At 63.8% G+C, this 22,853-nt stretch carries 23 protein-coding genes; 12 read left to right on the top strand and 11 right to left on the bottom strand.

The features are described from left to right. Positions 1 to 30 precede the first annotated feature (30 nt). Positions 31 to 1,230, top strand: coding sequence for an MFS transporter (locus tag IWY39_RS04840; protein ID WP_107126102.1), 1,200 nt, complete (start codon positions 31 to 33; stop codon positions 1,228 to 1,230). A gap of 343 nt (positions 1,231 to 1,573) precedes the next feature. On the opposite strand, the gene clpA is transcribed toward IWY39_RS04840, so the two are convergent. Both clpA and IWY39_RS04830 read right to left on the bottom strand, forming a co-directional pair. Continuing rightward, on the bottom strand, positions 1,574 to 3,904 hold the full coding sequence (gene clpA, locus IWY39_RS04835; protein WP_019052618.1) for an ATP-dependent Clp protease ATP-binding subunit ClpA: 2,331 nt from the start codon (positions 3,902 to 3,904) through the stop codon (positions 1,574 to 1,576). 156 nt (positions 3,905 to 4,060) lie between these two features. After that, positions 4,061 to 4,258, bottom strand: a complete 198-nt coding sequence (locus IWY39_RS04830) for a DUF1192 domain-containing protein (RefSeq protein ID WP_017182772.1) — start codon at positions 4,256 to 4,258, stop codon at positions 4,061 to 4,063. Between the two features lie 78 nt (positions 4,259 to 4,336). Here IWY39_RS04830 and IWY39_RS04825 point away from each other — a divergent pair, with 78 nt between their 5' ends. From IWY39_RS04825 to IWY39_RS04795, 7 genes are all read left to right on the top strand, one after another. After that, the gene (locus IWY39_RS04825; protein WP_229380770.1) at positions 4,337 to 5,368 is read left to right on the top strand and encodes an NAD(P)H-quinone oxidoreductase; all 1,032 of its coding nucleotides are present in this window, start codon (positions 4,337 to 4,339) and stop codon (positions 5,366 to 5,368) included. Positions 5,369 to 5,703: 335 nt separating this feature from the next. After that, a complete protein-coding gene (locus tag IWY39_RS04820) occupies positions 5,704 to 6,579 on the top strand; it encodes a UDP-2,3-diacylglucosamine diphosphatase (protein WP_107126104.1) in 876 nt (291 codons plus the stop codon). A gap of 112 nt (positions 6,580 to 6,691) precedes the next feature. Then, positions 6,692 to 7,720 carry a glycosyltransferase family 4 protein gene (locus tag IWY39_RS04815; protein ID WP_107126105.1) on the top strand — a complete coding sequence of 343 codons (1,029 nt, stop codon included), beginning with the start codon at positions 6,692 to 6,694 and terminating at the stop codon, positions 7,718 to 7,720. A 115-nt stretch (positions 7,721 to 7,835) separates the two neighbouring features. Further along, entirely contained in the window at positions 7,836 to 8,519 is a 684-nt protein-coding gene (locus IWY39_RS04810) for a DUF1013 domain-containing protein (RefSeq protein WP_017182776.1), read from the top strand. A 137-nt stretch (positions 8,520 to 8,656) separates the two neighbouring features. Beyond that, on the top strand, positions 8,657 to 10,363 hold the full coding sequence (locus IWY39_RS04805) for an AMP-binding protein (RefSeq protein WP_107126106.1): 1,707 nt from the start codon (positions 8,657 to 8,659) through the stop codon (positions 10,361 to 10,363). Between the two features lie 87 nt (positions 10,364 to 10,450). Further along, on the top strand, positions 10,451 to 10,984 hold the full coding sequence (msrA, locus tag IWY39_RS04800) for a peptide-methionine (S)-S-oxide reductase MsrA (RefSeq protein WP_107126107.1): 534 nt from the start codon (positions 10,451 to 10,453) through the stop codon (positions 10,982 to 10,984). Positions 10,985 to 11,082: 98 nt separating this feature from the next. Next, positions 11,083 to 11,349, top strand: coding sequence for a hypothetical protein (locus IWY39_RS04795; protein ID WP_107126125.1), 267 nt, complete (start codon positions 11,083 to 11,085; stop codon positions 11,347 to 11,349). Positions 11,350 to 11,398: 49 nt separating this feature from the next. Here the strand turns inward: IWY39_RS04795 and IWY39_RS04790 are convergent, their stop codons facing one another. Continuing rightward, positions 11,399 to 12,355, bottom strand: coding sequence for an L-threonylcarbamoyladenylate synthase (locus IWY39_RS04790; RefSeq protein ID WP_107126108.1), 957 nt, complete (start codon positions 12,353 to 12,355; stop codon positions 11,399 to 11,401). A gap of 136 nt (positions 12,356 to 12,491) precedes the next feature. On the opposite strand from IWY39_RS04790, the gene IWY39_RS04785 reads away from it, so the two are divergent. Next, positions 12,492 to 13,307: an ATP-binding protein gene (locus IWY39_RS04785; RefSeq protein WP_107126109.1), complete on the top strand. Its 816-nt coding sequence runs from the start codon at positions 12,492 to 12,494 to the stop codon at positions 13,305 to 13,307. A gap of 87 nt (positions 13,308 to 13,394) precedes the next feature. On the opposite strand, the gene IWY39_RS04780 is transcribed toward IWY39_RS04785, so the two are convergent. Both IWY39_RS04780 and IWY39_RS04775 read right to left on the bottom strand, forming a co-directional pair. Then, positions 13,395 to 14,720 carry a PQQ-dependent sugar dehydrogenase gene (locus IWY39_RS04780; protein ID WP_107126110.1) on the bottom strand — a complete coding sequence of 442 codons (1,326 nt, stop codon included), beginning with the start codon at positions 14,718 to 14,720 and terminating at the stop codon, positions 13,395 to 13,397. Positions 14,721 to 14,780: 60 nt separating this feature from the next. Beyond that, positions 14,781 to 14,954: a hypothetical protein gene (locus IWY39_RS04775; protein WP_017184730.1), complete on the bottom strand. Its 174-nt coding sequence runs from the start codon at positions 14,952 to 14,954 to the stop codon at positions 14,781 to 14,783. A 235-nt stretch (positions 14,955 to 15,189) separates the two neighbouring features. Here IWY39_RS04775 and IWY39_RS04770 point away from each other — a divergent pair, with 235 nt between their 5' ends. After that, complete coding sequence (locus tag IWY39_RS04770; RefSeq protein WP_017184729.1) at positions 15,190 to 15,399, top strand: hypothetical protein; 210 nt, start codon at positions 15,190 to 15,192, stop codon at positions 15,397 to 15,399. A 27-nt stretch (positions 15,400 to 15,426) separates the two neighbouring features. On the opposite strand, the gene argC is transcribed toward IWY39_RS04770, so the two are convergent. The 4 genes from argC to IWY39_RS04750 all read right to left on the bottom strand — a co-directional run bounded on the left by argC (position 15,427) and on the right by IWY39_RS04750 (position 19,100). Further along, the gene (argC, locus tag IWY39_RS04765; protein WP_107126111.1) at positions 15,427 to 16,371 is read right to left on the bottom strand and encodes an N-acetyl-gamma-glutamyl-phosphate reductase; all 945 of its coding nucleotides are present in this window, start codon (positions 16,369 to 16,371) and stop codon (positions 15,427 to 15,429) included. Further along, a complete protein-coding gene (locus IWY39_RS04760; RefSeq protein ID WP_107126112.1) occupies positions 16,368 to 17,276 on the bottom strand; it encodes a C40 family peptidase in 909 nt (302 codons plus the stop codon). Before IWY39_RS04760 ends, argC begins: the two co-directional genes overlap by 4 nt. After that, positions 17,236 to 17,643, bottom strand: coding sequence for a MarR family transcriptional regulator (locus IWY39_RS04755; protein WP_017184726.1), 408 nt, complete (start codon positions 17,641 to 17,643; stop codon positions 17,236 to 17,238). The genes IWY39_RS04760 and IWY39_RS04755 overlap by 41 nt, the downstream gene beginning before the upstream one ends. 62 nt (positions 17,644 to 17,705) lie before the next feature. Then, complete coding sequence (locus IWY39_RS04750) at positions 17,706 to 19,100, bottom strand: leucyl aminopeptidase family protein (protein ID WP_107126113.1); 1,395 nt, start codon at positions 19,098 to 19,100, stop codon at positions 17,706 to 17,708. A gap of 144 nt (positions 19,101 to 19,244) precedes the next feature. On the opposite strand from IWY39_RS04750, the gene IWY39_RS04745 reads away from it, so the two are divergent. Then, complete coding sequence (locus IWY39_RS04745; protein ID WP_017184723.1) at positions 19,245 to 19,445, top strand: hypothetical protein; 201 nt, start codon at positions 19,245 to 19,247, stop codon at positions 19,443 to 19,445. Continuing rightward, the gene (locus IWY39_RS04740; RefSeq protein WP_107126114.1) at positions 19,445 to 20,281 is read left to right on the top strand and encodes a PdaC/SigV domain-containing protein; all 837 of its coding nucleotides are present in this window, start codon (positions 19,445 to 19,447) and stop codon (positions 20,279 to 20,281) included. Before IWY39_RS04745 ends, IWY39_RS04740 begins: the two co-directional genes overlap by 1 nt. A 126-nt stretch (positions 20,282 to 20,407) precedes the next feature. On the opposite strand, the gene rimO is transcribed toward IWY39_RS04740, so the two are convergent. Further along, a complete protein-coding gene (gene rimO, locus IWY39_RS04735) occupies positions 20,408 to 21,790 on the bottom strand; it encodes a 30S ribosomal protein S12 methylthiotransferase RimO (RefSeq protein WP_181316841.1) in 1,383 nt (460 codons plus the stop codon). Positions 21,791 to 21,836: 46 nt separating this feature from the next. Continuing rightward, complete coding sequence (locus tag IWY39_RS04730; RefSeq protein WP_409994352.1) at positions 21,837 to 22,826, bottom strand: potassium channel family protein; 990 nt, start codon at positions 22,824 to 22,826, stop codon at positions 21,837 to 21,839. Between the last annotated feature and the right edge of the window lie 27 nt (positions 22,827 to 22,853).

The raw sequence follows: 22,853 nt of genomic DNA, 5'->3' as shown, positions 1-22,853 counted from the left end.
CAAGAGGGGCCAATGTGAAAGGTTAATTGAGTGGGCGTTGAGTTTCGGCAAGGCTGGGGATGGTTGGTTCTTGCCGCCTTGACGATTTCGACGATCGGCGATGAAATCACGCTGCTTACTCTCATGTTCCGCACTGCCGAGAACACGGCCGCCTATGCGGTGCCTCTGCTGCTGATCGCGGAGTTGCTGCCGGGCCTTATCGTCGCGCCTTATGCAGGGCGGCTGATAGACCGCCAGGACGCCGGACGCATTCTTGTCATGGCATCGGCGCTACAAGCTGGCGTTATCGCCCTCATCGCCTACTATCCCATGTTCACGCTCGCAGGGGCTGCGCTGTTGAGCGTGCTGTTTACGATTAGCAGCGCGGCAACGTTCGCGATGATACCAGTGCTGGCAAGGGAGCTAGGGATAACGCTCGCGCGCGCCAATTCTCTTTTGGAAACACTCCGCAGCCTTGGAATGCTTGCCGGCCCTGTCGCTGGCGGCGTGCTGGTGGGCTCGATCGGATCGAGCAATGTGCTTTTGGGCGATGCCGTCAGTTTCGCCCTTCTGGCGATTGTCGTGATGGCAAGCGGTCTACGCCGCAAGCCGCAACGGGGCGATCGGGAGGGACAAACCCTGCTTGCGGACTATCTGCCTCTGCTTCGCAATCGACGCTTGATGGTGGTGACAAGCGCTCTCAGCCTTGAAGTGTTCGCGACCGCCATTGCCGACGTTGCTTTCGTGTTCCTCGTCATAGTGACGCTGGGGAGCGGGCCGACTGCCTTTGGCGTGCTGACCGCATTATGGGCAGGTGGGATGTTGATCGGCGCTGGGTTTGCCGAAAAGGCTATTGGCTCTAGGATCGGCTTGGCCGTGTTCAGCACCGCCACCGTCATGGGCGTGACAATGCTGCTGATCGGTCTCGCGCCGACCGGATTTGCTATTATCGCCGTAGCCTTCATGCTTGGGGGCGGCGCGAACAGCATCCATAATGTTGCTGTCCGGACCTTACTGCAATCGGAATGCCCTCCCTCGGATCATGGCAAGGTCGCGGCGATCTATGGCGCAGTGACGCGATCCGCCGTAATCGGCGGCTATGTCGCTGGCGGCCTCTTCGTGCCGGACGATGCGCCAACCGCCTATCTCGTAGGCGGCCTGCTTGGCATTGGCGCGGGCATATTCGGATGGCGTATGTTCAATGAGCGGTGGTTTTCAAAACCAGTCAAAACGACCCGCTGGCGAAAATGACATGATTATCGGAGTGGTTCAGCGGCTTGAAAGAACGGCGCTGTGCGTGTGTTCTGATGTGCGAAAAATACTGTTGGGTTGTGAAATTGCTCGACAATCTCACGGGGAGGGTTTTGGGCGCCGTGAAACGGCGGCTCTTAGGCTGTCCTAGCCGTACCCGCGCGTCCACTAACTGCCCTAATAAGTCAGTAAATCCAGTGTCTTCTATCGTCGCTATTTGAGGTGTGGAGCGAAGGATGGATCCCCGCCTCCGCGGGGATGACGGGGTTGGGGGATTGGTGGGGTGGCATGAAAAAGGGCGGCCTTTGCGGGCCGCCCTTTTTGTTTGCGACTGTAATCGCGCTTACTTGGTGCCTTCCGGCGTCTTGGCCTTGCCGCCCTTCTTGCCCTTTTTGGGGGCGGCGGGGGTGATTTCGAAGGCCAGGGCCCCAACCCCATCGGTTTCCTTCATATGGACATGGACTTCGCCGCCATGGACCAGCTTGCCAAAGAGCAGTTCCTCGGCCAGCGGCTGCTTGATCTTTTCCTGCATCAGGCGGCCCATCGGGCGGGCACCGTAGAGCTTGTCATAGCCCTTCTTGGTGAGCCAGGCCTTCGCCTCTTCGTCCAGGGTGATGTGGACGTCGCGGTCGGCCAGTTGCAGTTCGAGTTGCAGCACGAACTTGTCGATGACGCGGGCGACGATTTCCGGCGGCAGATAGCCGAACGGCACGATCGCATCGAGACGGTTGCGGAATTCGGGGGTGAAAAGCTTTTTAACCGCGTCTTCCTGCACATCCTCGCGCGTGAGTTCGCCAAAGCCGATGCTTTCCTTCGCCATGTCCGACGCACCGGCATTGGTGGTCATGATGAGGATGGTGTTGCGGAAATCGACGGTCTTGCCGTGATGGTCGGTCAGGCGGCCATTATCCATCACCTGCAACAGGATGTTGAACAGGTCCGGGTGCGCCTTTTCGATTTCGTCGAGCAGCAGGACGCTGTGCGGTTGCTGGTCGACGGCATCGGTCAGGAGGCCGCCCTGATCATAGCCGACATAGCCCGGAGGGGCGCCGATCAGGCGGCTGACCGAGTGGCGTTCCATATATTCCGACATGTCGAAACGCTGGAGCGGGATACCGAGCAGGGTCGCAAGCTGACGCGCCACTTCCGTCTTGCCGACGCCGGTTGGGCCGGAGAAGAGATAGTTGCCGATCGGCTTGTCGGGATCACGCAGGCCCGCGCGCGACAGCTTGATCGCGCTGGACAGCACTTCGATCGCCTTGTCCTGGCCAAAGACGACGCGCTTCAGGTCCGTGGTCAGCGATTCCAGAACGCTCTTGTCATCGGACGACACGGTCTTGGGCGGGATGCGGGCCATGGTCGCGATGACCTGCTCGATCTCCCTGGGCGTGATCGTCTTCTTGCGCTTGGAGGGCACGACCAGCATCTGCATCGCGCCGACTTCGTCGATCACGTCGATCGCCTTGTCGGGCAATTTGCGGTCGTTGATGTAGCGCGCGGAGAGTTCCACCGCCGCCTTGATCGCGTCCGGCGTATATTTGACGTGGTGATGCTCCTCGAACGCCGAACGCAGCCCAGCGAGGATCTTGATCGTATCCTCGACCGAGGGCTCGTTGACGTCGATCTTCTGGAAGCGCCGGAGCAGCGCCCGGTCCTTTTCGAAATGGTTGCGGAATTCCTTGTAGGTGGTCGAGCCGATGCAACGGATCGTGCCGCCGGACAAAGCGGGCTTCAGAAGGTTCGAGGCATCCATCGCGCCGCCGCTGGTTGCGCCAGCGCCGATCACGGTATGGATTTCGTCGATGAACAAGACGGCGTGCGGCAGCTTTTCCAGTTCGGTGACGACGGCCTTCAGCCGCTCTTCAAAATCGCCGCGATAGCGGGTGCCGGCCAGCAACGCGCCCATGTCGAGCGAGTAGATGACGGCTTCCTTGAGCACGTCGGGCACTTCGCCTTCGATGATCTTGCGCGCCAGACCTTCGGCGATCGCGGTCTTGCCGACGCCGGGATCGCCGACATAGAGCGGGTTGTTCTTCGACCGGCGGCACAGGATCTGGATCGTGCGATCAACCTCCGATGCGCGGCCGATGAGGGGGTCTACCTTGCCCCGCTCCGCCTTTTCATTCAGGTTGACGGTGAACTGATCGAGGGCGCTGTCCTTCTTACCCTTGCCGTCCTGCACCTTCTTCTCCTCTTCGGCTGCCCCCTTGGTCTCCTGACGCTCAGGCGTGGGCGTACCCTTGCCGACGCCATGGCTGATGAAGCTCACGGCATCGAGACGGCTCATATCCTGCTGTTGCAGGAAATAGACGGCGTAGCTTTCACGTTCGGAAAAGAGCGCGACGAGGACGTTGGCCCCGGTCACTTCATCCTTGCCGGAGGATTGTACGTGGAGGATGGCGCGCTGGACCACGCGCTGAAAACCGCTGGTGGGGGAGGGGTCGCTCGCCCCTTCGACCTTGAGGCTGTCCAGTTCGGTATCGAGATATTGGGTGACGGCATCACCCAGCTCGCCGATTTCCACGCCGCATGCCTGCATCACCTTCGACGCATGCTCATCGTCGATCAGCGCCAGCAGAAGATGCTCCAGCGTCGCATATTCATGCTTGCGTTCCGACGCATGGGTCAGCGCATTGTGCAAGGTGGTTTCCAGAGCGGGTGCGAAAGAAGGCATGTCTGTTCTACTCCTGGCCCGATGAGAGGGCGGTATTGAACCTTATGTCGGCATTGCTCGACGCCGGATCAAGACGCGCGCCTTGACCTGCGGAATTGCCAGACTGACCGTGCCCGGTAGAACCCTTCGTCAGGGTGCGTGGGGCAAGGCGCGGGTTCATCGCTTGAATAACGCCTCGGCTATTGCCTTATGGTTAACGGCGTATTCCATTTTCGCTTCTGTCCGCGCTATTTCCGCCTTCAGGGCGGCGATGCGGGCGTCCAGTTCAGCCACGGACAAAGGGTCCAGATCCTGCATCAGCAGCCGGGCCAGTGGATCGTCAGCCCGGTGAGGGAGATCATCATCCTTGTCCATGAACGGTAATGTTGACCCTGCGGGCCACTCTGTCAATAAGGGCGCGCATTCCGCCGGTCGATTTTGGTGCGATGCAGCATGAGCAGGTTTTGGGGGGAAGCGACGATGGCCGATGGCAACCGCGTACCGGGCGAGATGATGGCGATCGCCATTCCCGTGCCCGGTGGGCCTGATGCGCTGGTGCCGCAGACGCGGCCAGTGCCGGTCCCTGGCGATGACGAGGTGCTGATCCGCGTGGCCGCCGCCGGGGTGAACCGGCCCGACGTGCTGCAACGGCAGGGCAAATATCCGCCGCCGCCCGGCGCTTCGGACATTCCGGGGCTGGAAGTATCCGGCACGATCGTGGCGGCCGGGCAGGGCGGCGAGTTGCTGATCGGGCAGCGCGTCTGTGCGCTGCTGGCCGGGGGCGGTTATGCGGAATATGCCCTGGCGCCCGCGGGGCAATGCCTGCCGGTGCCGGCGAGCTATGACCTGATCGAGGCGGCGGCGCTGCCGGAGACATTGTTTACCGTATGGACCAACCTGTTCGAGCGCGCCTATGCGGTGGGCGGCGACACGGTGCTGGTGCATGGCGGAACCAGCGGGATCGGCACCATGGCGATCCGGCTGTGCAACCTGTTCGACGTGAAGATCATCGTCACCTGCGGATCGGACGAGAAATGCGCGGCCGCCAGGGCATGGGGCGCGGACGAGGCGATCAATTACAAGACCCAGGATTATGTCGCGGAAGTGAAGCGGATCACCGGCGGACAGGGCGTTCAGGCGGTGCTGGACATGGTGGGCGGCGATTATCTGCCGCGCAACCTGGAGTGCCTGGCCGAGGATGGGCGGCATGTGTCGATCGCGGTGCTGGGCGGGCCGAAGGCGGAAGTGTTTATTCCGGCCATCATGCAGCGGCGGCTGACACTGACCGGATCGACGCTGCGGGCGCGGTCGGTGGGCTTCAAGAGCCTGGTCGCCGACGAACTGGTGCGGACGGTGTGGTCCTTCGTCGAGGACGGCAAGCTGCGCCCGGCGATGGACCAAAGGTTCGCGCTGGCGGACGCAGCCAAGGCGCATGCGCGGATGGATGCGGGGGAGCATTTCGGGAAGATCGTGCTGGTGGTTTGAGGGGGCGTGGGGCTGGCGGCGTACGCTACATGCGCTTCCCGCAGGCATGAAGACCGTGCAGGACGTCGTTCCTATCCCCACGTCATGCTGAATTTATTTCAGCATCCATTTCTCGTCACAAGCGGAGGCTCATGGCGCGCGATGGATGCTGAAACAAGTTCAGCATGACGAAGTAAAATGACGCGCCTTCAATCTGTGATAGCTCCGTCCCGTGGGCGGGAGGGGAGCTGTAAAAGGCCGGAAACCGTAGCATTTCCGTCATATTCGCTTCGGAACTGTAACATTGCAGCGGTAGGGAACCGGTCCTGAGGGCATCAGTCTTTGGGGATCGCATCATGAACGCCATCACGCGCCTGCCATTTCTGGCGGACCTGCCGGAGGACGGCGCCGAGCCATTTTCCGTACCCGAACGGACGCAGGGCGAGCGCCGCCGGTTTCGCACCATCTGGATCTCCGACATCCATCTTGGCACGCGCGGCTGCAATGCGGCGATGCTGATCGATTTCCTCGACAATGTGGACAGCGACACCATCTATCTGGTGGGCGACATCATTGACGGATGGCGGCTGAAGAAGCGCTTTTACTGGCCCGCCAGCCATAATGACGTGGTGTGGCGGCTGATGAAGCGGGCCAAGCGCGGCACGCGGGTCGTGTATATCCCCGGCAATCATGACGAGATGTTCCGCCAGTTCACCGGCATGAATTTCGGTGGCGTGGAAATCCGGCGCAAGGCGATCCACATGACGGCCGACGGGCGCAAGCTGCTGGTGCTGCATGGCGATGAATTCGACACGATCATGCTGGCGCATCGCTGGCTCGCCTTTGTCGGCGACGCCGCCTACACCACGCTGATGCGGCTGAATGTCGTGGTCAATGCGGTGCGGCAGCGCATGGGCCTGCCCTATTGGTCGCTCAGCAAGATGGCCAAGCACAAGGTCAAGAACGCCGTATCCTTCATTTCGCAATTTGAGGAAGTGGTCGCCCATGAAGCGGGCGCGCGGGGCGTGGATGGCGTGGTATGCGGGCATATCCACAACGCTGAAATGCGCGAGATTGCCGGCGTCGCTTATTATAATGACGGCGACTGGGTGGAAGGCTGCACCGCGCTGGTCGAGCATGATTGCGGGCGGATGGAAGTGCTGCACTGGGCCGATGAAATCGCCGCGCGGACCCAAGGGCAGCAGGGCGAACGGGCGCGGATGGCGGCTTAAGAATTCAAGCAGTCGTGCTCCCGCGAAGGCGGGAGTCCAGTCCAAACGTCTGAACTGGGTTCCCGCCTGCGCGGGAACACGCGGGATTAGGGCGAGATGACGAAGTGATCCCATGCGCATTATGATCGTCACCGATGCATGGACGCCGCAGGTCAATGGCGTGGTGCGCACGCTCCAGACGATCCGCGCGGAACTGGAGGCGATGGGGCATGAGGTCCGGGTGCTTTCGCCTGATCTGTACGGGTCCATTCCCTGCCCGACCTATCCCGAAATAAGGCTGGCGCTGGTGCGACCGGGCGTGGTGGGACAGGCGATCGCCGCCTTCCAGCCGGAAGCCGTGCATCTGGCGACGGAAGGGCCGCTGTGCCTGGCAGCGCGGCGCTGGTGCCTGCGCAGCGGCGTGCCGTTCACCACCGCCTATCACACCCATTTCCCCGATTATGTGGCGCAGCGCACCGGGCTGCCCCCGGCCTGGTTCTGGCGCTATATCCGCTGGTTTCACGGCCCGGCGCAGGCGGTGCTGGTGTCGACCGGATCGGTGCGCGCGCAACTGCGCGCCCATGGGCTGCACAATGTATTGCCATGGGGCCGGGGCGTGGACCTGACCGCCTTTACGCCGGACGCGCAGCCGCCCGCCCTGTTCGCCGATCTGCCCCGGCCGATCATGCTGGCGGTTGGCCGGGTGGCGGTGGAGAAGAATCTGGAAGCCTTTCTGGCGACCGATCATCCCGGCACCAAGGTGGTCGTCGGCGATGGCCCGGCGCGCGCATCGCTGGAGCGGCGCTATCCCGAAGCGCTGTTCATGGGGCCATTGTTCGGCGAAACGCTGGCGGGCGCCTATGCCGGGGCCGATGTGTTCGTTTTTCCGAGCCGCACCGACACGTTCGGCCTGGTGATGATAGAGGCGCTGGCCTGCGGCACGCCGGTCGCGGCCTATCCCGTCACCGGGCCGGTCGATATCGTGACCCCCGAATGCGGCGCGCTGTCGGAGGATCTGGGGCAGGCGATCGCCACTGCGCTGGCCTGCGACCGGGCGGCCTGTGCAGCCTATGGCCGCAGCTTTAGCTGGGAACGCAGCGCGCGCGAGTTCCTGGCGGGACTGCACACCATCGACCGGTTGGGGCTGGACAGCGCGGCCTGACGCTTTTCCTTGCTCGAACGGGCATGATCGACTATCTCCAGACGGTCGCGGCCGCCCTGCTTGGGCGGCCCTTATCGTTTTTGTGCCGGAGAATGTTCCCGTGTCCCAGCCACTCATGCCCCATGCGACCGCCAGCTGGCTGGTCGACAACAGCGCTCTGAGCTTTGAACAGATTGCGGAATTTTGCGGGCTTCACATCCTGGAAGTGCAGGCGATCGCCGATGATACCGCCAGCACCAAATATACCGGCCGTGACCCGGTGCGCGCCCATGAAATCACGATGGAAGAAATCCACAAGGGCGAACAGAATCCCGACTATAAGCTGAAGATGCTGAAAGGCCCGGAGCCTGTCCGTCGCACCAAGGGGCCGCGCTACACGCCGGTGTCCAAGCGGCAGGACAAGCCCGATGGCATCGCCTGGATCCTGCGCAATCACCCCGAAGTGTCCGATGGCGCGATCGGCAAGCTGATCGGCACCACCCGCACCACCATCGCGGCGATCCGCGACCGGACGCACTGGAACATTTCCAACATCACGCCCAAAGACCCGGTGACGCTGGGTCTGTGTTCGCAGCGCGAACTGGACGCTCTGGTCGCCAAGACCGCCAAGAAGCTGGGCATCGAGGCGCCGGCCGATTCGCGGCTGGATGGCGACCGTGCGGCGCTGATCGAGGAGCTGCGGCGCGAGCGTGACGACAACGCCCGGCGCGCTGATGAGGCGCTGCGCAGCGAGGCGGAACTGATTTCGGGCATCGCCACGATCCTTGATCCGTTCAGCAACAACAAGGGCAGCGTTTGATGCCGTAGCGTCATTGGGCGACTGGCTGTAAGTCGCCGCAATGCAGCATTTTTTCAGGGCCGCGCCGGGCAATCGGCGCGGCCTTTTTGCTGAGGTTGACGCTTGCGTAAAGTGACCGTTGGCCATAGACTTCCCCCATGGAGAGCATAGAGAAAATCTGGCGGGAGCATTATCAGCACCCCACCGTATGGGAACGAACATTCCCCCCTTTGTCGATGGGTGAGATGGTCACCAGCAGCGCGCTGGCCCACCCCGATGCACCGATGATCGACTTCATGGGTCGCCGGTTCAGCTATGGCACGATGTTCGGGCAAATCCGCCGCATTGCGTGCGGTTTGCAGGCGATGGGGGTGCAGAAGGGCGACCGGGTGGGCCTGTATCTGCCCAACACGCCCCATTATGTCGCGGCCTATTATGGCGCGCTGATCGCTGGCGCGATCGTCGTCAATTTCTCCCCCCTCTACACCGCTGCCGAACTGGAACATCAGGTCGAGGATAGCGGGACGAAAATCCTGTTCACCCTGTCGGCCAAGGCGCTGCTTCCTACCGCGCTGGAAGTGCTGGAGCATAGCAGCCTGGAGAAGCTGGTCGTCGGATCGGTGGCGGAGATGCTGCCCCCGGTCAAATCCCTGCTGTTCCGCCTGTTCAAGGCGAGCGAGTCCGTGCCCTTGCCGGACGATCCGCGCGTGCTGCGTTATGACAGGCTGATCGCCAATGCGGGCGACTGCACGGTGCCCTCGATCGACCCGGAGCGGGACATCGCCCTGCTGCAATATACAGGCGGTACGACAGGCACGCCCAAGGGGGCGATGCTGACCCACCAGAATCTGACCGCCAATGCGCGGCAGGCGCAGGCGATCGACCCGCACGCGAATGAGGAGGATCGCATCATCGCGGTGCTGCCCTTCTTCCATGTGTTCGCCAATACCTGCACGCTCAACCGCACCGTGATCAATGGCGGCGAGATGGTCATGCTGCCCCGTTTCGACGCAGCGCAGGTGCTGGCGGCGGTGCAGCGGGTCAAGGCGACATCGCTGCCGGGCGTGCCGACCATGTTCCAGGCGCTGCTGGATCATCCAGCGATCCGCAACATCGACTTTTCGTCGCTGCGGGCCTGTATTTCGGGCGGTGCGCCGCTGCCGCTGGAAGTGCGGCAACGGTTCGAGGCGGCGACGGGCGCCAAGCTGATCGAAGGTTATGGCCTGACTGAAACCAGCCCGATCGTCTGTTCCAATCCCTATGAGGGGCTGAACAAGACCGGGACGGTGGGACAGCCGGTGCCGGGGACGCGGGTGAAGCTGGTGGATCGCGAGGACCCGACCAGGCCGCCGCCACCGGGAGAGCCGGGCGAATTGCTGTTCGCCGGGCCGCAGATCATGAAAGGCTATTGGAACCGGCCGGATGCCGACGCCGATGTCTTTATCGGCGATTTCATCCGCACCGGCGATGTGGGCGAGATTGACGAGGATGGCTATGTCCGCATCGTCGACCGATTGAAGGACATGATCGCCGTTGGCGGCTTCAAAGTGTTTCCGAGCCAGGTCGAAGCGGTCCTCTACCATCATCCGATGGTCAAGGAAGCGCTGGTGATCGGCATCCCCGACCGCTATCGCGGCGAACAGCCCAAGGCGTTCGTGACGCTGGCCGAGGATGCGGAGATTGACGGCGCGGCATTGAAGGACTGGCTCAATCCGCAACTGGGCAAGCATGAACGGGTGTGCGAGGTCGAGGTGCGGCTGAACCTGCCCCGCACGCTGGTCGGCAAGCTATCGCGCAAGGAACTGGTCGCCGAGGAACGCGCCAAAGCGGCCGCGCGCACTGCGGAGGCTGGAACAGCGGCCTGAGCCTTCCTATCTGCATGTCCAAGCATTGCTCCTGCCACCGTTCGGACGAACGGCGGCGGGGACAAATCAGGTTTGGAAGGAATAATCATGGTGCAGGAAATCGCGACGCTGGCAGGTGGATGCTTCTGGTGTACCGAGGCGGTGTATCAGAATCTGAAAGGCGTGAGCGCTGTCGAGAGCGGCTATATTGGCGGGGAGCGGCCCAACCCGACCTATGAACAGGTCTGTTCCGGCACGACCGGCCATGCCGAAGCGATCCGTGTCAGTTTCGATCCCGACGTGATCAGCTATGCCGATCTGCTCGACATTTTCTTTGCGACGCATAACCCGACGACGCTGAACCGGCAGGGCAATGATGTCGGCACCCAGTATCGATCCGCCATCTTCCCCCATTCGCCCGCGCAGGAGGCCGAGGCAAAGGCCGCGATCGGCCGGGCGCAGCCGGACCATGCCGACGCAATCGTCACCACGATCGAGCCGGACGGCCCCTGGTATCCGGCGGAGGATTATCATCAGCAATATTGGGACCGGGTGGGCGACCGCAATCCCTATTGCATGGCGGTGATCCCGCCCAAGCTCGCGAAGCTGCGCAAGGGCTTTGCCGAAAAGATGGACGCCTGATTTTCCGCGACGTGCTTTACCGCATTTTGTAGCCAGTTTAGGCTATGGTTAAGATGGGCTATGCCAGTAGGGCGGCGAACCACGTCGGGGGACTGAAGATGAACAAGATGATGATGCTGGCCGCGCCGCTGATGCTGTTGGCTCTGCCCGGCTGTATTGCCAAGACGGCGCTGGACATCGCCACCATGCCGGTGCGCGCGGGCGCGCAGGCGGCGGACTGGGCGACGACCAGCCAGGACGAGGCCGACCGCAATTATGGTCGCAAGATGCGCGAGCAGGAAGCGCGCGATGGCAAGGCGCGCAAGAAGGCGGACAAGGAACGCCGCCGCCAGTGCAGGGATGCCGGCTACGCCAATTGCGATTAAACAACGACTTTGGACTGTAATTCCGACCTCCGCACGTGGAATTGAAGCTCTAAGCCGCCGCGCGTTTCAGCCGGTCGTTGATCGCCGCGCCTATCCCATCATCAGGGATGGGGGCGACGGCGATGCGCTGCTGCGCGCTCGCGTCGGCGATGTGCAGCGCGGCGAAGAGGTTGGCCGCCGCCTCCCGCACGTCCGCCTCCGGGCTGAGATTGATGTGGCAAGGCATCAGGCCGAAGCCGATCAGATATTCGTCCCGCTCCGCCCGCATGGCGTCGAGCCGTACCGGCTTGGACGGCGCATAATGGCTTTCCAGTTGGCCCGGCGCTTCGATCTTCGTTTCGCCCTTGCCGATCAGGACGGGCAGGCCGGTCGCTTCCTCCAGCATCGCCGCCGTCACTGAACCGGGGCGCAGCAGCCGCACATGATCATGCTCCGGCGCGGCGATGGTCGATTCCACGCCTTCGCTGGTTGGCCCTTCATCCAGTATCAAGCGCACCCGGCCATTGAGGCTGGCCAGCACATGCTCGGCCCGTGTCGGGCTGATCGACCCGCTGCGATTGGCCGATGGCGCGGCAAGGGGCCGTCCGCTTTCGCGGATCAGCGCGCGCATCGCGGGGTGCGCTGGCAAGCGCAGCGCCACTGTGGGTAGCCCCGCCATCACCAGCGGGGAGAGGCCACTGTCGGCCCGGACCGGCAGCACCAGCGTCAACGGTCCCGGCCAGAAACGATCCGCCAGGCTGTTGGCGACGGGCGAGAAATCCGCCAGCCGCTTGGCCATCGTCCGGTCGGCGACATGGACGATCAGCGGATTGAAACTCGGTCGCCCCTTGGCGCTGTAGATGGCGGCGACGGCGTGGCTGTCGGTTGCATCGGCGGCCAGGCCATAGACGGTTTCGGTGGGTACCGCGACTGGCTCACCAGCGCGGATCAGCAACGCCGCCTCGCGCAGGGATTCTGCGCCGTAGCGGCAGGATCGGGTGGAATAGGCTGGATTTGGGATGGTCACGGCCCCCGCGATATAGACGGCGAACCGACCGAGTAAAAGGCCATTGCGTCAGTCGCATGACATGGGCTGACGAGAGGAGCGGATGCGAGGCGCGCCATGGCTTGCCGCGCTGTCGCTCGCCCGGTAAGTCCCCGGCATGACCGACGATCTCCTCATCCGCATTGCCGAGGCGCTGGAACGGCTCGCGCCGCCGCCCGCGCCGTCCGCCGATCTCGCCGCGTCGCTTGCTTATGTATGGGACGGTCGGGCCATCCGGGCGGTGGAGGCATTCGCGCCGGTAGATTATGATCTGCTGACCGGGATCGACGCGCAAAAGCGCGCGCTGCTCGACAATAGCCGCCGTCATGCGGCGGGCCATGCGGCGCATGACGTGCTGCTATGGGGTGCGCGCGGGACGGGCAAGTCGGCGGTGGTGGCGTCCGTCGTCGGCCAGTTGCAGCGGGAGGGGCGGGACATCGCCCTGCTGCAATGCGCGATCGACGAACTGGCGAGCCTGCCCGCGCTTTTCTCTCTGCTGCGCGGCACGAACCGGCCCTTCATCCTGTTCCTCGACGATCTGGGCTTTGACGAAGGGGTGGGCGATGCCCGGTCGCTGCGATCCTTGTTGCAGGGGGGCACGGCGGCGCGCCCGGCCAATGTGCGGCTCTATGTGACGTCCAACCGCCGCCACATCGTGCCCCGGCATCTGTCGGAGCAAGATGACCCGATCAACCCGCGCGACGTGGTCGATGACCGGATGGCGCTGTCTGATCGGTTCGGTTTGAGCCTGGGCTTCCACGCGCTCGACCAGGACGCCTATGTCGCGATCGTACGCGGCTATGCGGACAAGCTTGGCATCGGCTTCGATCCGATGGAGGCGGTCCAATGGTCGACCCAGCGCGGCAGCCGGTCGGGGCGGGTGGCATGGCAATATGTCGTCGAACTGGCGGGTCGCAACGGGTTGCGCGTGTAACAAGCATAGATCCGTTCGTTTCGAGCGAAGTCGAGAAACGTCTAGCCAGGGCTTCTCGACTTCGCTCGAAGCGAACGGATCTGGGGATCACTTCACTTTCGTCACCCGCCACACCACGCCGCCGACATCGTCACTGACCAGCAGCGCGCCCTTGGCGTCGGCGGTCACGTCGACCGGGCGACCATGGGCCTTGCCATCCTGGTCGAGGAAGCCGGTCAGCACATCGACCGGCTTGGCCTTGCCCGCCTCGCCATCGGTGAAGCCGACAAACACCACCTTATATCCTGCGGCAGGCTTGCGGTTCCAGCTGCCATGCAGGCCGACGAACGCACCGTCGGTATAGGGCGCGCCCAGCGTCACCTTGTCAGCGAAGGTCAGACCCAGCGCGGCGACATGATTGCCCAGCGCATAGTCGGGCCGCTTGGTATATTCACGGATTTCCGGGCGCTGCGGCTGGACACGACGATCCTCATACCCGCCCCAATAATTCCACGGCCAGCCATAGAAGCCGCCAAATTCGATCCGCGCCAGATAGTCAGGCACCAGGTCGCTGCCCAGCATGTCGCGTTCATTCACTACGCCCCACAGCGCGCCGCTCCTGGGTTCGAAGGCCAGGCCCACCGGGTTGCGCAGGCCCGACGCCCAGATGCGATAGTCGCCGGTCCTGGGGTTGACCTCCAGCACGGCTGCGCGATTGGCCTCCGTTTCCAGCCCGTTTTCGCCGATATTGCTGTTGGACCCGACGCCGACATAGAGCATCCCTTCGGAGCTGACGGTCAGGCTGCGCGTCCAGTGCATGTTGGGCGCCTGCGCGGGCAGGTTCAATATCTTGCGGCCCGGTGCGCTGATCCTTGTATCGCCCGGCTTATAGGGGAAGGCCATCAGCGCGTCCGTGTTGGCCACGAACAGCGTATTGCCCAGCAACGCCATGCCATAGGGCGAATTCAACCCGGTCAGGAAGGCTGTCTTGGTTTCGGCCCGCCCGTCGCCATCGGCGTCGCGCAGCAGCGAGATGCGGTTTGGCGATGGATCGCCAGCGCCCGCCTTGTTCATCAGATAATTCATCACCCGGTTGACGATGCCGCCGGTCGGGCGGGGCGGGCTGTTGGTTTCGGCCACCAGCACGTCGCCATTGGGCAGGCGCAGCATGGAGCGGGGATGGGACAGTCCGTCGGCAAAACGGGCGACGGCCAGCCCCTTGGCGGGCACCGGCGCTTCGCCTGCGGTCCAGGGCTTTACTTCGGCGATATTGACCGTCGGGATCATCTCGCTGCGCGGTCCGGTGAATACCGGTTCGCGCCCCGTGTCCGCGCCGGGTGGCAACTGGGCCGTGTCCCCTTGCGCAAGATAGAGGAATGCGCCGCCGGCCAGCGTGAGGACGACGAGGGGGAGGGCGATCAGATGCTTGTTCATCCCCCACATCTATGTCGCCGTGCCGCATCGGGCAAGGTTGATGGGCGGCAGTTTCGACGCTTATTTGCGCCGGTCGCGCAGCCACAGCAGCACGGCGATCAGCACGCCAGCGGCCACGCCCGCCAGCAGGCCGATGCTGGGCTGGCCCATCATCCCGCCAGTGATCGCCCCCCCCAGGATGAGGAGGGCGATGATCGCGCCCGCACCAGTCGGCTCTTTCCTGTCATTGCTCATGCGCAGCCCCTTGCCATGGACGATGCGACAAGGCCAGCGGCTTTGCTGTCACAGGGCCGCGGGCGTCGTTTCGGGACTGGCCGTGCCGTTGCGGGATGTTTGTCCCATCGTGGGACTTGGCTAATGACCTGTTCACCCTCGCATCCCGCTAACCCCGTCAAAGCGTTGAAATGGCACGGAGATTGAAGAAGGGAGCGAACCAATGGGTGTCGCCGGAAATATAATGGGGGTCGCAATGCAGTTGCCATATCTTTCGGGCCGAAAGAGCTATGAGGACGCCGCCGAACTGATGGCGCTGTTCGGCGAAAATGCCGGTTATGAAGCCGCTGCCCGCGCCGACCGCAGCCTGGACGTGGGCAACCATATCCATTTTTGCCACTGGCGGCAGATCGAACGCCTGATCGTGCTGCTGACCCATGATCAGCCGCTGGGCACGATTCACTGACGGTCGACCCGCGACGGGTTTGAAGTCCTAGAGGCGCAATCCGGCGGTTTCGGGCAGTCCCGCCAATATGTTGAGATTCTGCACCGCCGCGCCCGCCGCGCCCTTGCCCAGATTGTCGAGCGCCGCGACCAGCCGCGCCTGACCGGCGGCAGCATTGCCGAACACGAACAGTTGCAGCCGGTCGGTCGCGCCAACCTGTTCCAGATCGATCTTGCCCATGGCGTCGCTGTCAGCCAGCGTGGCGACGCTCACGATCGGCGATCCGGCATAGGCCGACGCCAAAGCCGCATGGACGTCCGCCAGCGTGGGCGATCCGGGCATCGCGCGCAATTGCAACGGCACTTCCACCAGCATCCCGCGATAGGCGTTGGCGACGGCGGGCGCGAACAGGGGGGCGTGGCTTAGTCCCGAATAGCGGGTCATTTCCGGCACATGCTTGTGCGCCAGGCCAAGGCCATAGGCGCGCAGAGCGGTCGGTGCGCCGTTGGTCCCTTCATATTCCGCGATCATCGCCTTGCCGCCGCCCGAATAGCCCGACGCGCCCGACACGGTAACGGGCCAGTCGGCCGGCAGCAGACCGACCAGCGTCAGCGGCCGCACCAGCGCCAGAAAGCCGGTCGGCCAGCAGCCCGGATTGGCGACGAAGCGGCTGGCGGCCAGCTTCTCGCGATGCCCGGGTTCCAGTTCGGGAAAGCCATAGGTCCAGCCATCCGCCACCCGATGCGCGGTCGATGCGTCGATCACGCAGGTGCGGTCATTGTCGATCAGCGCCACGGCTTCGCGCGCAGCATCGTCGGGCAGGCACAGGATCACGACGTCAGCCGCGTTCAGTGCATCGCGGCGCGAGCGCGCATCCTTGCGATCCTTCTCGTCCAGACGGATCAGCGACAATTCAGCCCGTCCGGCCAGCCGGTCGGCGATTTCGATGCCGGTGGTGCCGACTCCGCCGTCGATGAAAACCTGTGTCGTCATGCGCCGATCCTCCGCCGCGCGATGATGGGTTGGGCATGATCCCCGGCCAGCCGCGCGACCACGTCGGCCAGGGGTTCCGCGACCACCGCCATCCAGTGTGCATTGGCGTGCAGCAGGGTCTTGCCGTCGATCATGATGCCGACATGGCGGGGGAAGAAGAGGATGTCGCCACGCTGCAACACGGCCTCGCTGTCGATCGGATTGCCGATCCCTTCGCATTGCAGGTCCGTGTCGCGCGGTACGGATATGCCGCACTGGCCGAGCGCGACCTGCACCAGCCCCGAACAGTCGATGCCGCGATGCCCGCGCCCGCCCCAGACATAGGGCTGGCCCAGATAGCGCTCCGCCACGGCGACCCAATCGGTGGCGATCGTGTCCAGCGGGGTGGCATGACGGATATGGATGAAGCCTTCGGCGCAGGCGATGAAGCCATCCTCCGCCTCGCCCGAAAACAGCGCGCCGCCCGGCCAGTAGTCAGCGATCGGCGCCTTGATGTCCGGCGCGCTGAACAGGGGAGCGGTGTTGACGGTGATCCGGTGGCTCACTGGTTCCAGCACGTCCAGCGCTTCCCGACGGATATAGCCGACATAGCCGTCATGCCCGCAAAAGCCCCAGGCCCAGTCGGTCATCACGTCCAGCGCATGGAATGTCTCGCCGCGCAGCAATTCGCTGACCGCTTCGCCCGTCGCCGATGGCGCGGTCAGGATCGGCGAGCCGGGTGCGACGCAGGTGAGCGGGACGGCGCGGGCGTAATGGGCCGAAAATAACGTCCCCGCCAGCGCCAGGTCGGCCAGGTCACCCCGCGCCGCATGAACGCGGCGGTCGAGCGCGACGGAACGCCCGTCGAGCTTGAAACGGGTTCTTTCAGGCGGTTCGTTCCGCGCGGGGTTGTTCGTACCTGTCATCGCGCGCGGTTCCTGCGATGAAAAGGTGAAAGGCGTCAAGAAATTCCGCCCCTTTGGTGGTCCGGGTGATAAAAATATTGCGCCGGTCGCTGACATCGCGTTCGCGGCGCAGATAGCCCAGGGCCGACAATTTGTTGAGTGCGCGGGTGATTACGGGCTTTGACACATGCAGCGCTTCGGCCAGACCCCTTACCGTATGTGGCCCGGCGGCAATATAGACGGTCAGCATCAGCGCCATCTGCCGGTTGGTCAGATCGGGCTTGCCCGACCGGACATAGTCAACAAGGGTGCGCATCCAGTGGGTCAGCGGCAGCAGGCCGGGCCGGTCGATTGCGGGCGAAAGATCGGTGGCGGGATGAGCGTTCATGTGGCCTTAACGCACGATGCACAATCCGGTTGCGTAACGGACGCCGACATTCTCTTGCAATATCAATCACGCCCGTATCGCTGCTGCAACAGTCGGAAAACCGCGCGTAATCCCAATGCTTCGCCACCCTTCGCCCGGCCCGGTTTCGCGCTCGGTCGCCAGGCGAACGTGTCGAGATGCAGCCAGAGCACATCGTCCGGCACGAAGCGTTTGAGGAAGAGCGCGGCGGTGATCGCCCCGGCAAATCCGCCTTCGCCCGCATTGTTGATGTCGGCAATGTCGGACTTCAGCATGTCGGCATAGCCATCCCACAAGGGCAGCCGCCAGGTCGGGTCATCCACAGCTGTGCCTGCTGTCGCCATCTCCGTCGCCAGGGCATCGTCATTGGCGAACAGCGCGGGCAGATCCGGTCCCACCGCGACCCGCGCCGCGCCGGTCAGCGTGGCATAGTCGATGATGAGCTCCGGCTTTTCCTCGCCAGCGCGGGTCAGCGCGTCGCCCAGCACCAGCCTTCCTTCGGCATCGGTATTGCCGATCTCGACCGTCAGCCCCTTGCGGGTGCGCAATATGTCGCCGGGGCGGAAGGCGTTGCCGCTGATCGCATTTTCCGCCGCCGGGATCAGCAGGTGCAGCCGCACCGGCAGACGCGCGCCCATGATCAGTTGCGCCAGCGCCAGGGCATGGGCCGCGCCGCCCATATCCTTCTTCATCAGGCGCATGCCCGACGAAGGCTTGATGTCCAGCCCGCCACTGTCGAAGCAGATGCCCTTGCCGATGATCGCGATACGGGGTGCTGCCGGATCGCCCCATGTCAGTTCGATGAGGCGCGGCGCGAAGCTCTTGTCCGCAGCCTTGCCCACCGCATGGATCATCGGATAGCCCTGTTCCAGGGCATCGCCGCGGGTCGTGCTGACGCTGGCGCCGAACGTTTTGCCCAGTTGCGTCACGGCGGCTTCCAGATCGGCCGGCCCCATGTCGGCGGCAGGCGTGTTGACCAGGTCGCGCACCAGCGCGATCGCCTGCGCCAGCTGCACCGTCGATTCGATCCGCGCCACGTCGCTGGTCAGCAGCACGCGGGGCGCCACCGGGTTTTCGTCCTTGCGGTAGCGATCGAACCGGTAATGCGCCGTCAGCCAGCCAAGGGCGGCCGCATCGGGCGATCCTTCGGCCAGTCGATACATGCCTTCGGGCAGGGTTTCGGCGAGTTTCGCGAGGCACCAGGGGCCGGGCGCGGCCTTGTTGGCGATGCCCGCCACCACCCACCAATCGCCTGCGGCTTCGCCCGGCACGATCGCCAGTTCACCCGGCTTTCCCTGAAATTTCTGCGCCGCCACAATCGCGCGTACCCGATCCGGCTGCGCCGCCAGCCAATCGTCATAGCCTGCCGCCTCGACAAGGTGGATCGAACGGGCGGGCTGGTCGTTGTCGGCTTTGAGCAAGGCTGAATAATCGGTCATGGGGTCGGTTTAGGAGAAAGGCGCAAGGGATGGAAAGCGCGAAATTTCATCGCCCGCATCGCACATGTCGCCCTTTCCCCATTTGCGTCCCGCGCCGCTGAGGCCTAGCTTCATCTGCATCGCAAAATGCCAAGGAGAGAGACGATGATTCATTCCGATGACCGCGGCCTCCAGGCCGCCCGCGCCCGTGCCTATGTGCTGGCGGAGAGCGGCCGTTTTGAAAATGGCCATGCCGTCGAACAGGCGCTGATCGCCGAGGGTTGGCCCAATGCCGGGCAGGCGCTGCAAAGCGACTATGCGCGCAAGGCGATCGGCGAACGTTGCCGCGCTGCGCGGGCGCACTGATGCGGCAGGGGGAACTGGCCCGGTCGGCGGGGCTTTTGGGTATCGCCGCGATGCTGCTGGTTGCTTGCAGCCCCTCGCACGAGGAGGCGGGCGGCAATGATGCGGCCAATGTCGCGGCGACCCGCTTTGCCGACAGGATGGCGGGAACGCCGCCGCCGGCTCCCCCGGCCAAACCCTTCAAGCAGACGGACAAGAGCGCGCTGCTGGAATTCGCCTATGCCTATCCGGCGCAGGCGGCTGCCATCCCCGCGCTGGTCGACAAGTTCGACAAGCAATTGACGACGTCCAAGGCCGATGCGCTCAAAATGGCGAAGGATGACAGCGCGTCCGCCAAGCAAGCCGGCTATCCGTTTCGCGCGCACAGCCTGGAAACGGAATGGAGCGTGTCCGCCGATACCCCGCGCTTCCTGGCGCTCCAGTCGCAAACCTACGTCTTTACCGGCGGCGCGCACGGCATGACCGGCTATGACAGCCTGTTATGGGACAAGGCGCGCAGCCGCGAAACCAGCGTCAAGGCGGTGATGACCACGCCCGCCGCCTTCGCCGCCGCCATCCGCGACCGCTTCTGTGCCGAACTCGATAAGCAACGCGCGGAAAAACGCGGTGCGCCGGTGGTGCAGGACGCCGATGAATTCAGCCAGTGCATCGATCCTATGGAACAGGTGCTGGTGCTGACGTCCAAGGACGGCAAGCTGATCGACGGCGTGACCGTCGTGGTCGGCCCATACAGCGCCGGGCCGTACGCGGAAGGGACGTATGAGGTCGCGCTGCCGGTCGATGCGGCGATGCGCAAGGCGATCAAGACGGAGTATCAGGATGGGTTTGTGGCGGGGTAAATCGGGAGGAACTTAGCTAGACCCGTTCGTTTCGAGCGAAGTCGAGAAACGGCAGCGAGCGGTTTCTCGACTTCGCTCGAAACGAACGGATGTTGTGTTTCAGCTTTCGGCAAAAGACCTTAGACCCTAAACCGGCACCCCATAGAGATCATGCTCGTCGGCATCCTCGATTGTGACGTCGATCATGTCGCCAGCCTTCCGCCCTTCGCCGACATCGCGCAGGAACACATTGCCGTCGATTTCCGGCGCGTCGGCCTGTGAGCGCGCAGTCGCGCCGATCGAGCCGTCTTCTTCGTCCGGTTCGCCGACTTCATCGACGATTACCGGCAGCACGCGACCGACCTTGGCCGAGAGCTTGGCGGCGCTGATCGCGGCGGTCTTTTCCATGATCCGTTGATAGCGTTCTTCCTTGATCTCTTCGGGCACCGCGCCGGGCAGGGCGTTGGCCGCCGCGCCCTCGACCGGCTCGAAGCGGAACGCGCCGACACGGTCGAGTTGCGCCTCGTCCAGCCAGTCGAGCAGATATTGGAAATCCGCCTCCGTCTCACCGGGGAAGCCGACCACGAAGGTCGAGCGGATGGTGATGTCCGGGCAGATGCTGCGCCATTTATGGATGCGGTCCAGCACCTTGGCTTCATTGGCCGGACGCTTCATCGCCTTCAATACGCTGGGGGCGGCATGCTGGAAGGGAATGTCGAGATAGGGCGTCAGCAGCCCGTCGGCCATCAACGGGATGACCTGATCGACATGGGGGTAGGGGTAGACATAGTGCAGCCGCACCCAGGGCGCGCGCCCTTCGGCGGTGCGCAGCTGCCCCAGTTCGCGCGCCATGTCGGTCATGTGCGCGCGCACGTCGCGGCCTTTCCACGACCGCGCCTCATGCCGCGTATCGACGCCATAGGCCGACGTGTCCTGGCTGATCACCAGCAATTCCCTGGTCCCCGCCGCGACCAGCTTCTCCGCCTCGCGCAGCACCGCGTCGATCCGCCGCGACACCAGATCGCCCCGGATCGAGGGGATGATGCAGAAGGAGCAGCGATGGTTGCAGCCTTCGGAAATCTTCAGATAGCTGTAATGGCGCGGCGTCAGTTTCAGCCCGCCTTCGGGCACCAGATCGACAAAGGCGTTGGGGACGGGCGGCGATGCGTCATGCACCGCGTTGACGACCTGCTCATATTGATGCGCGCCGGTGACGGCCAGTACTTGCGGGAATTTCGCGCGGATCAGGTCCGCCTCATCCCCCATGCAGCCCGTCACGATGACGCGGCCATTTTCGGCCATCGCCTCGCCAATGGCCTCCAGCGATTCCTCCTTGGCCGAATCGAGAAAGCCGCACGTATTGACCAGCACGACGTCGGCGCCGGCATAGTCGGCGGACATCTGGTAGCCGTCGGAGCGCAGCTTCGTCAGGATGCGTTCGCTGTCCACCAGGTTTTTGGGACAGCCGAGCGAAACCATGCCGATTTTCGGCGCGTCAGGAAATTTGGTTGCCATGATGGCCGCGCACATAGGGATTTTTGCGCGGAATGTCACGCTGCGCGATTGGGGCGCGCTTTCAGGCCGGTTCGCCGCCTGTCCCCAGACCCTCGCTCTCGACAATCTCGATGATCAGGTCGCCGGTCTGAAGCTGCTGCGCGCCCGGCTCCCAGAAACCGATCGGCCGATCGTCGCGATAGATGCGCACGCCAAGGCCGGTGGTGATGGCGGACAGCGGCCCGCCAATTTCCTGCGGGCTGACGAAACGCTCGTTCAGCTTCACCCGTCCGCCAGAGGCCGCCAGATCGGCCATATAGTCGGCGATATGCTTGCCGCTGGTGCTGCCCGCCAGCAGCAGCCCGGCAAAGCTGACCGGGTTGATCACCGTGGTCGCGCCCGCCTGCCGCGCGGGCAGTTCATTATCCTCGTTCCGCACGACGATGCTGATCGGCAGGCGCGGGGCGAGGTGGCGGGCGGTCAGCGTGATCAGGATCGACGTATCGTCGCGCCCGGCCGATACGATCATGCTGCGCGCGCGGTGGATCGCCACATCCTTCAACGTCCGGTCGCGGGTCGAATCCCCGCACAATATATTGCACCCCTGCGCCTCGGCCAGTTCCAGCGCGGCTTCGCTGCCGTCGATCACGACGATCTCACGCGGGTCGGTGCCGCGCGCCAGCAGTTCATGCACCGCTTCCTGCCCGCTGGTGCCAAAGCCGGTGACGATGATGTGATTGTGCAGATCGGCTTGTATGCGGGCCATGCGCCACCTGTAGAGGATGTTGCGGAGGAAAAGCGAATAGGCTGTGCCGAGGAAAATGAGCCACACGAACAGCCGGATCGGCGTGACGAACAGCGATTCGAACAATCGCGCTTCGGGCGTGACCGGGACAATGTCGCCATAGCCCACCGTCGTCACGGTGACGGTCGTGAAATAGAGCACATCGACAAAGCTGATATGATTGTCGAGATTATCCTTCAGCCCGTCCCGCCCGACCCAGTGGAGCAGCAGCACCACCGTGATCAGCGCGAATACCAGGCCGACGCGCCAGCTCAGGTCCACCCACATCGGCAGGGAGGAGCGCCGCCGCAAAAA

This window comes from Sphingobium sp. JAI105, from assembly GCF_015752145.1.
Taxonomy (GTDB): domain Bacteria; phylum Pseudomonadota; class Alphaproteobacteria; order Sphingomonadales; family Sphingomonadaceae; genus Sphingobium; species Sphingobium xenophagum.
Note: the sequence above shows the minus strand (reverse complement) of the source record. Positions and strands in the feature narration are given on the sequence as shown.

Excerpts from the sequence above, each read along its gene's own strand:
- clpA (WP_019052618.1), bottom strand. The coding sequence starts at position 3,904 with ATGCCTTCTTTCGCACCCGCTCTGGAAACCACCTTGCACAATGCGCTG.
- IWY39_RS04830 (WP_017182772.1), bottom strand. The coding sequence starts at position 4,258 with ATGGACAAGGATGATGATCTCCCTCACCGGGCTGACGATCCACTGGCC.
- IWY39_RS04825 (WP_229380770.1), top strand. The coding sequence starts at position 4,337 with ATGAGCAGGTTTTGGGGGGAAGCGACGATGGCCGATGGCAACCGCGTA.
- IWY39_RS04820 (WP_107126104.1), top strand. The coding sequence starts at position 5,704 with ATGAACGCCATCACGCGCCTGCCATTTCTGGCGGACCTGCCGGAGGAC.
- IWY39_RS04815 (WP_107126105.1), top strand. The coding sequence starts at position 6,692 with ATGCGCATTATGATCGTCACCGATGCATGGACGCCGCAGGTCAATGGC.
- IWY39_RS04810 (WP_017182776.1), top strand. The coding sequence starts at position 7,836 with ATGCCCCATGCGACCGCCAGCTGGCTGGTCGACAACAGCGCTCTGAGC.
- IWY39_RS04805 (WP_107126106.1), top strand. The coding sequence starts at position 8,657 with ATGGAGAGCATAGAGAAAATCTGGCGGGAGCATTATCAGCACCCCACC.
- msrA (WP_107126107.1), top strand. The coding sequence starts at position 10,451 with ATGGTGCAGGAAATCGCGACGCTGGCAGGTGGATGCTTCTGGTGTACC.
- IWY39_RS04795 (WP_107126125.1), top strand. The coding sequence starts at position 11,083 with ATGAACAAGATGATGATGCTGGCCGCGCCGCTGATGCTGTTGGCTCTG.
- IWY39_RS04785 (WP_107126109.1), top strand. The coding sequence starts at position 12,492 with ATGACCGACGATCTCCTCATCCGCATTGCCGAGGCGCTGGAACGGCTC.
- IWY39_RS04780 (WP_107126110.1), bottom strand. The coding sequence starts at position 14,720 with ATGAACAAGCATCTGATCGCCCTCCCCCTCGTCGTCCTCACGCTGGCC.
- IWY39_RS04775 (WP_017184730.1), bottom strand. The coding sequence starts at position 14,954 with ATGAGCAATGACAGGAAAGAGCCGACTGGTGCGGGCGCGATCATCGCC.
- IWY39_RS04770 (WP_017184729.1), top strand. The coding sequence starts at position 15,190 with ATGCAGTTGCCATATCTTTCGGGCCGAAAGAGCTATGAGGACGCCGCC.
- argC (WP_107126111.1), bottom strand. The coding sequence starts at position 16,371 with ATGACGACACAGGTTTTCATCGACGGCGGAGTCGGCACCACCGGCATC.
- IWY39_RS04760 (WP_107126112.1), bottom strand. The coding sequence starts at position 17,276 with ATGACAGGTACGAACAACCCCGCGCGGAACGAACCGCCTGAAAGAACC.
- IWY39_RS04755 (WP_017184726.1), bottom strand. The coding sequence starts at position 17,643 with ATGAACGCTCATCCCGCCACCGATCTTTCGCCCGCAATCGACCGGCCC.
- IWY39_RS04750 (WP_107126113.1), bottom strand. The coding sequence starts at position 19,100 with ATGACCGATTATTCAGCCTTGCTCAAAGCCGACAACGACCAGCCCGCC.
- IWY39_RS04745 (WP_017184723.1), top strand. The coding sequence starts at position 19,245 with ATGATTCATTCCGATGACCGCGGCCTCCAGGCCGCCCGCGCCCGTGCC.
- IWY39_RS04740 (WP_107126114.1), top strand. The coding sequence starts at position 19,445 with ATGCGGCAGGGGGAACTGGCCCGGTCGGCGGGGCTTTTGGGTATCGCC.
- rimO (WP_181316841.1), bottom strand. The coding sequence starts at position 21,790 with ATGTGCGCGGCCATCATGGCAACCAAATTTCCTGACGCGCCGAAAATC.
- IWY39_RS04730 (WP_409994352.1), bottom strand. The coding sequence starts at position 22,826 with ATGTGGGTGGACCTGAGCTGGCGCGTCGGCCTGGTATTCGCGCTGATC.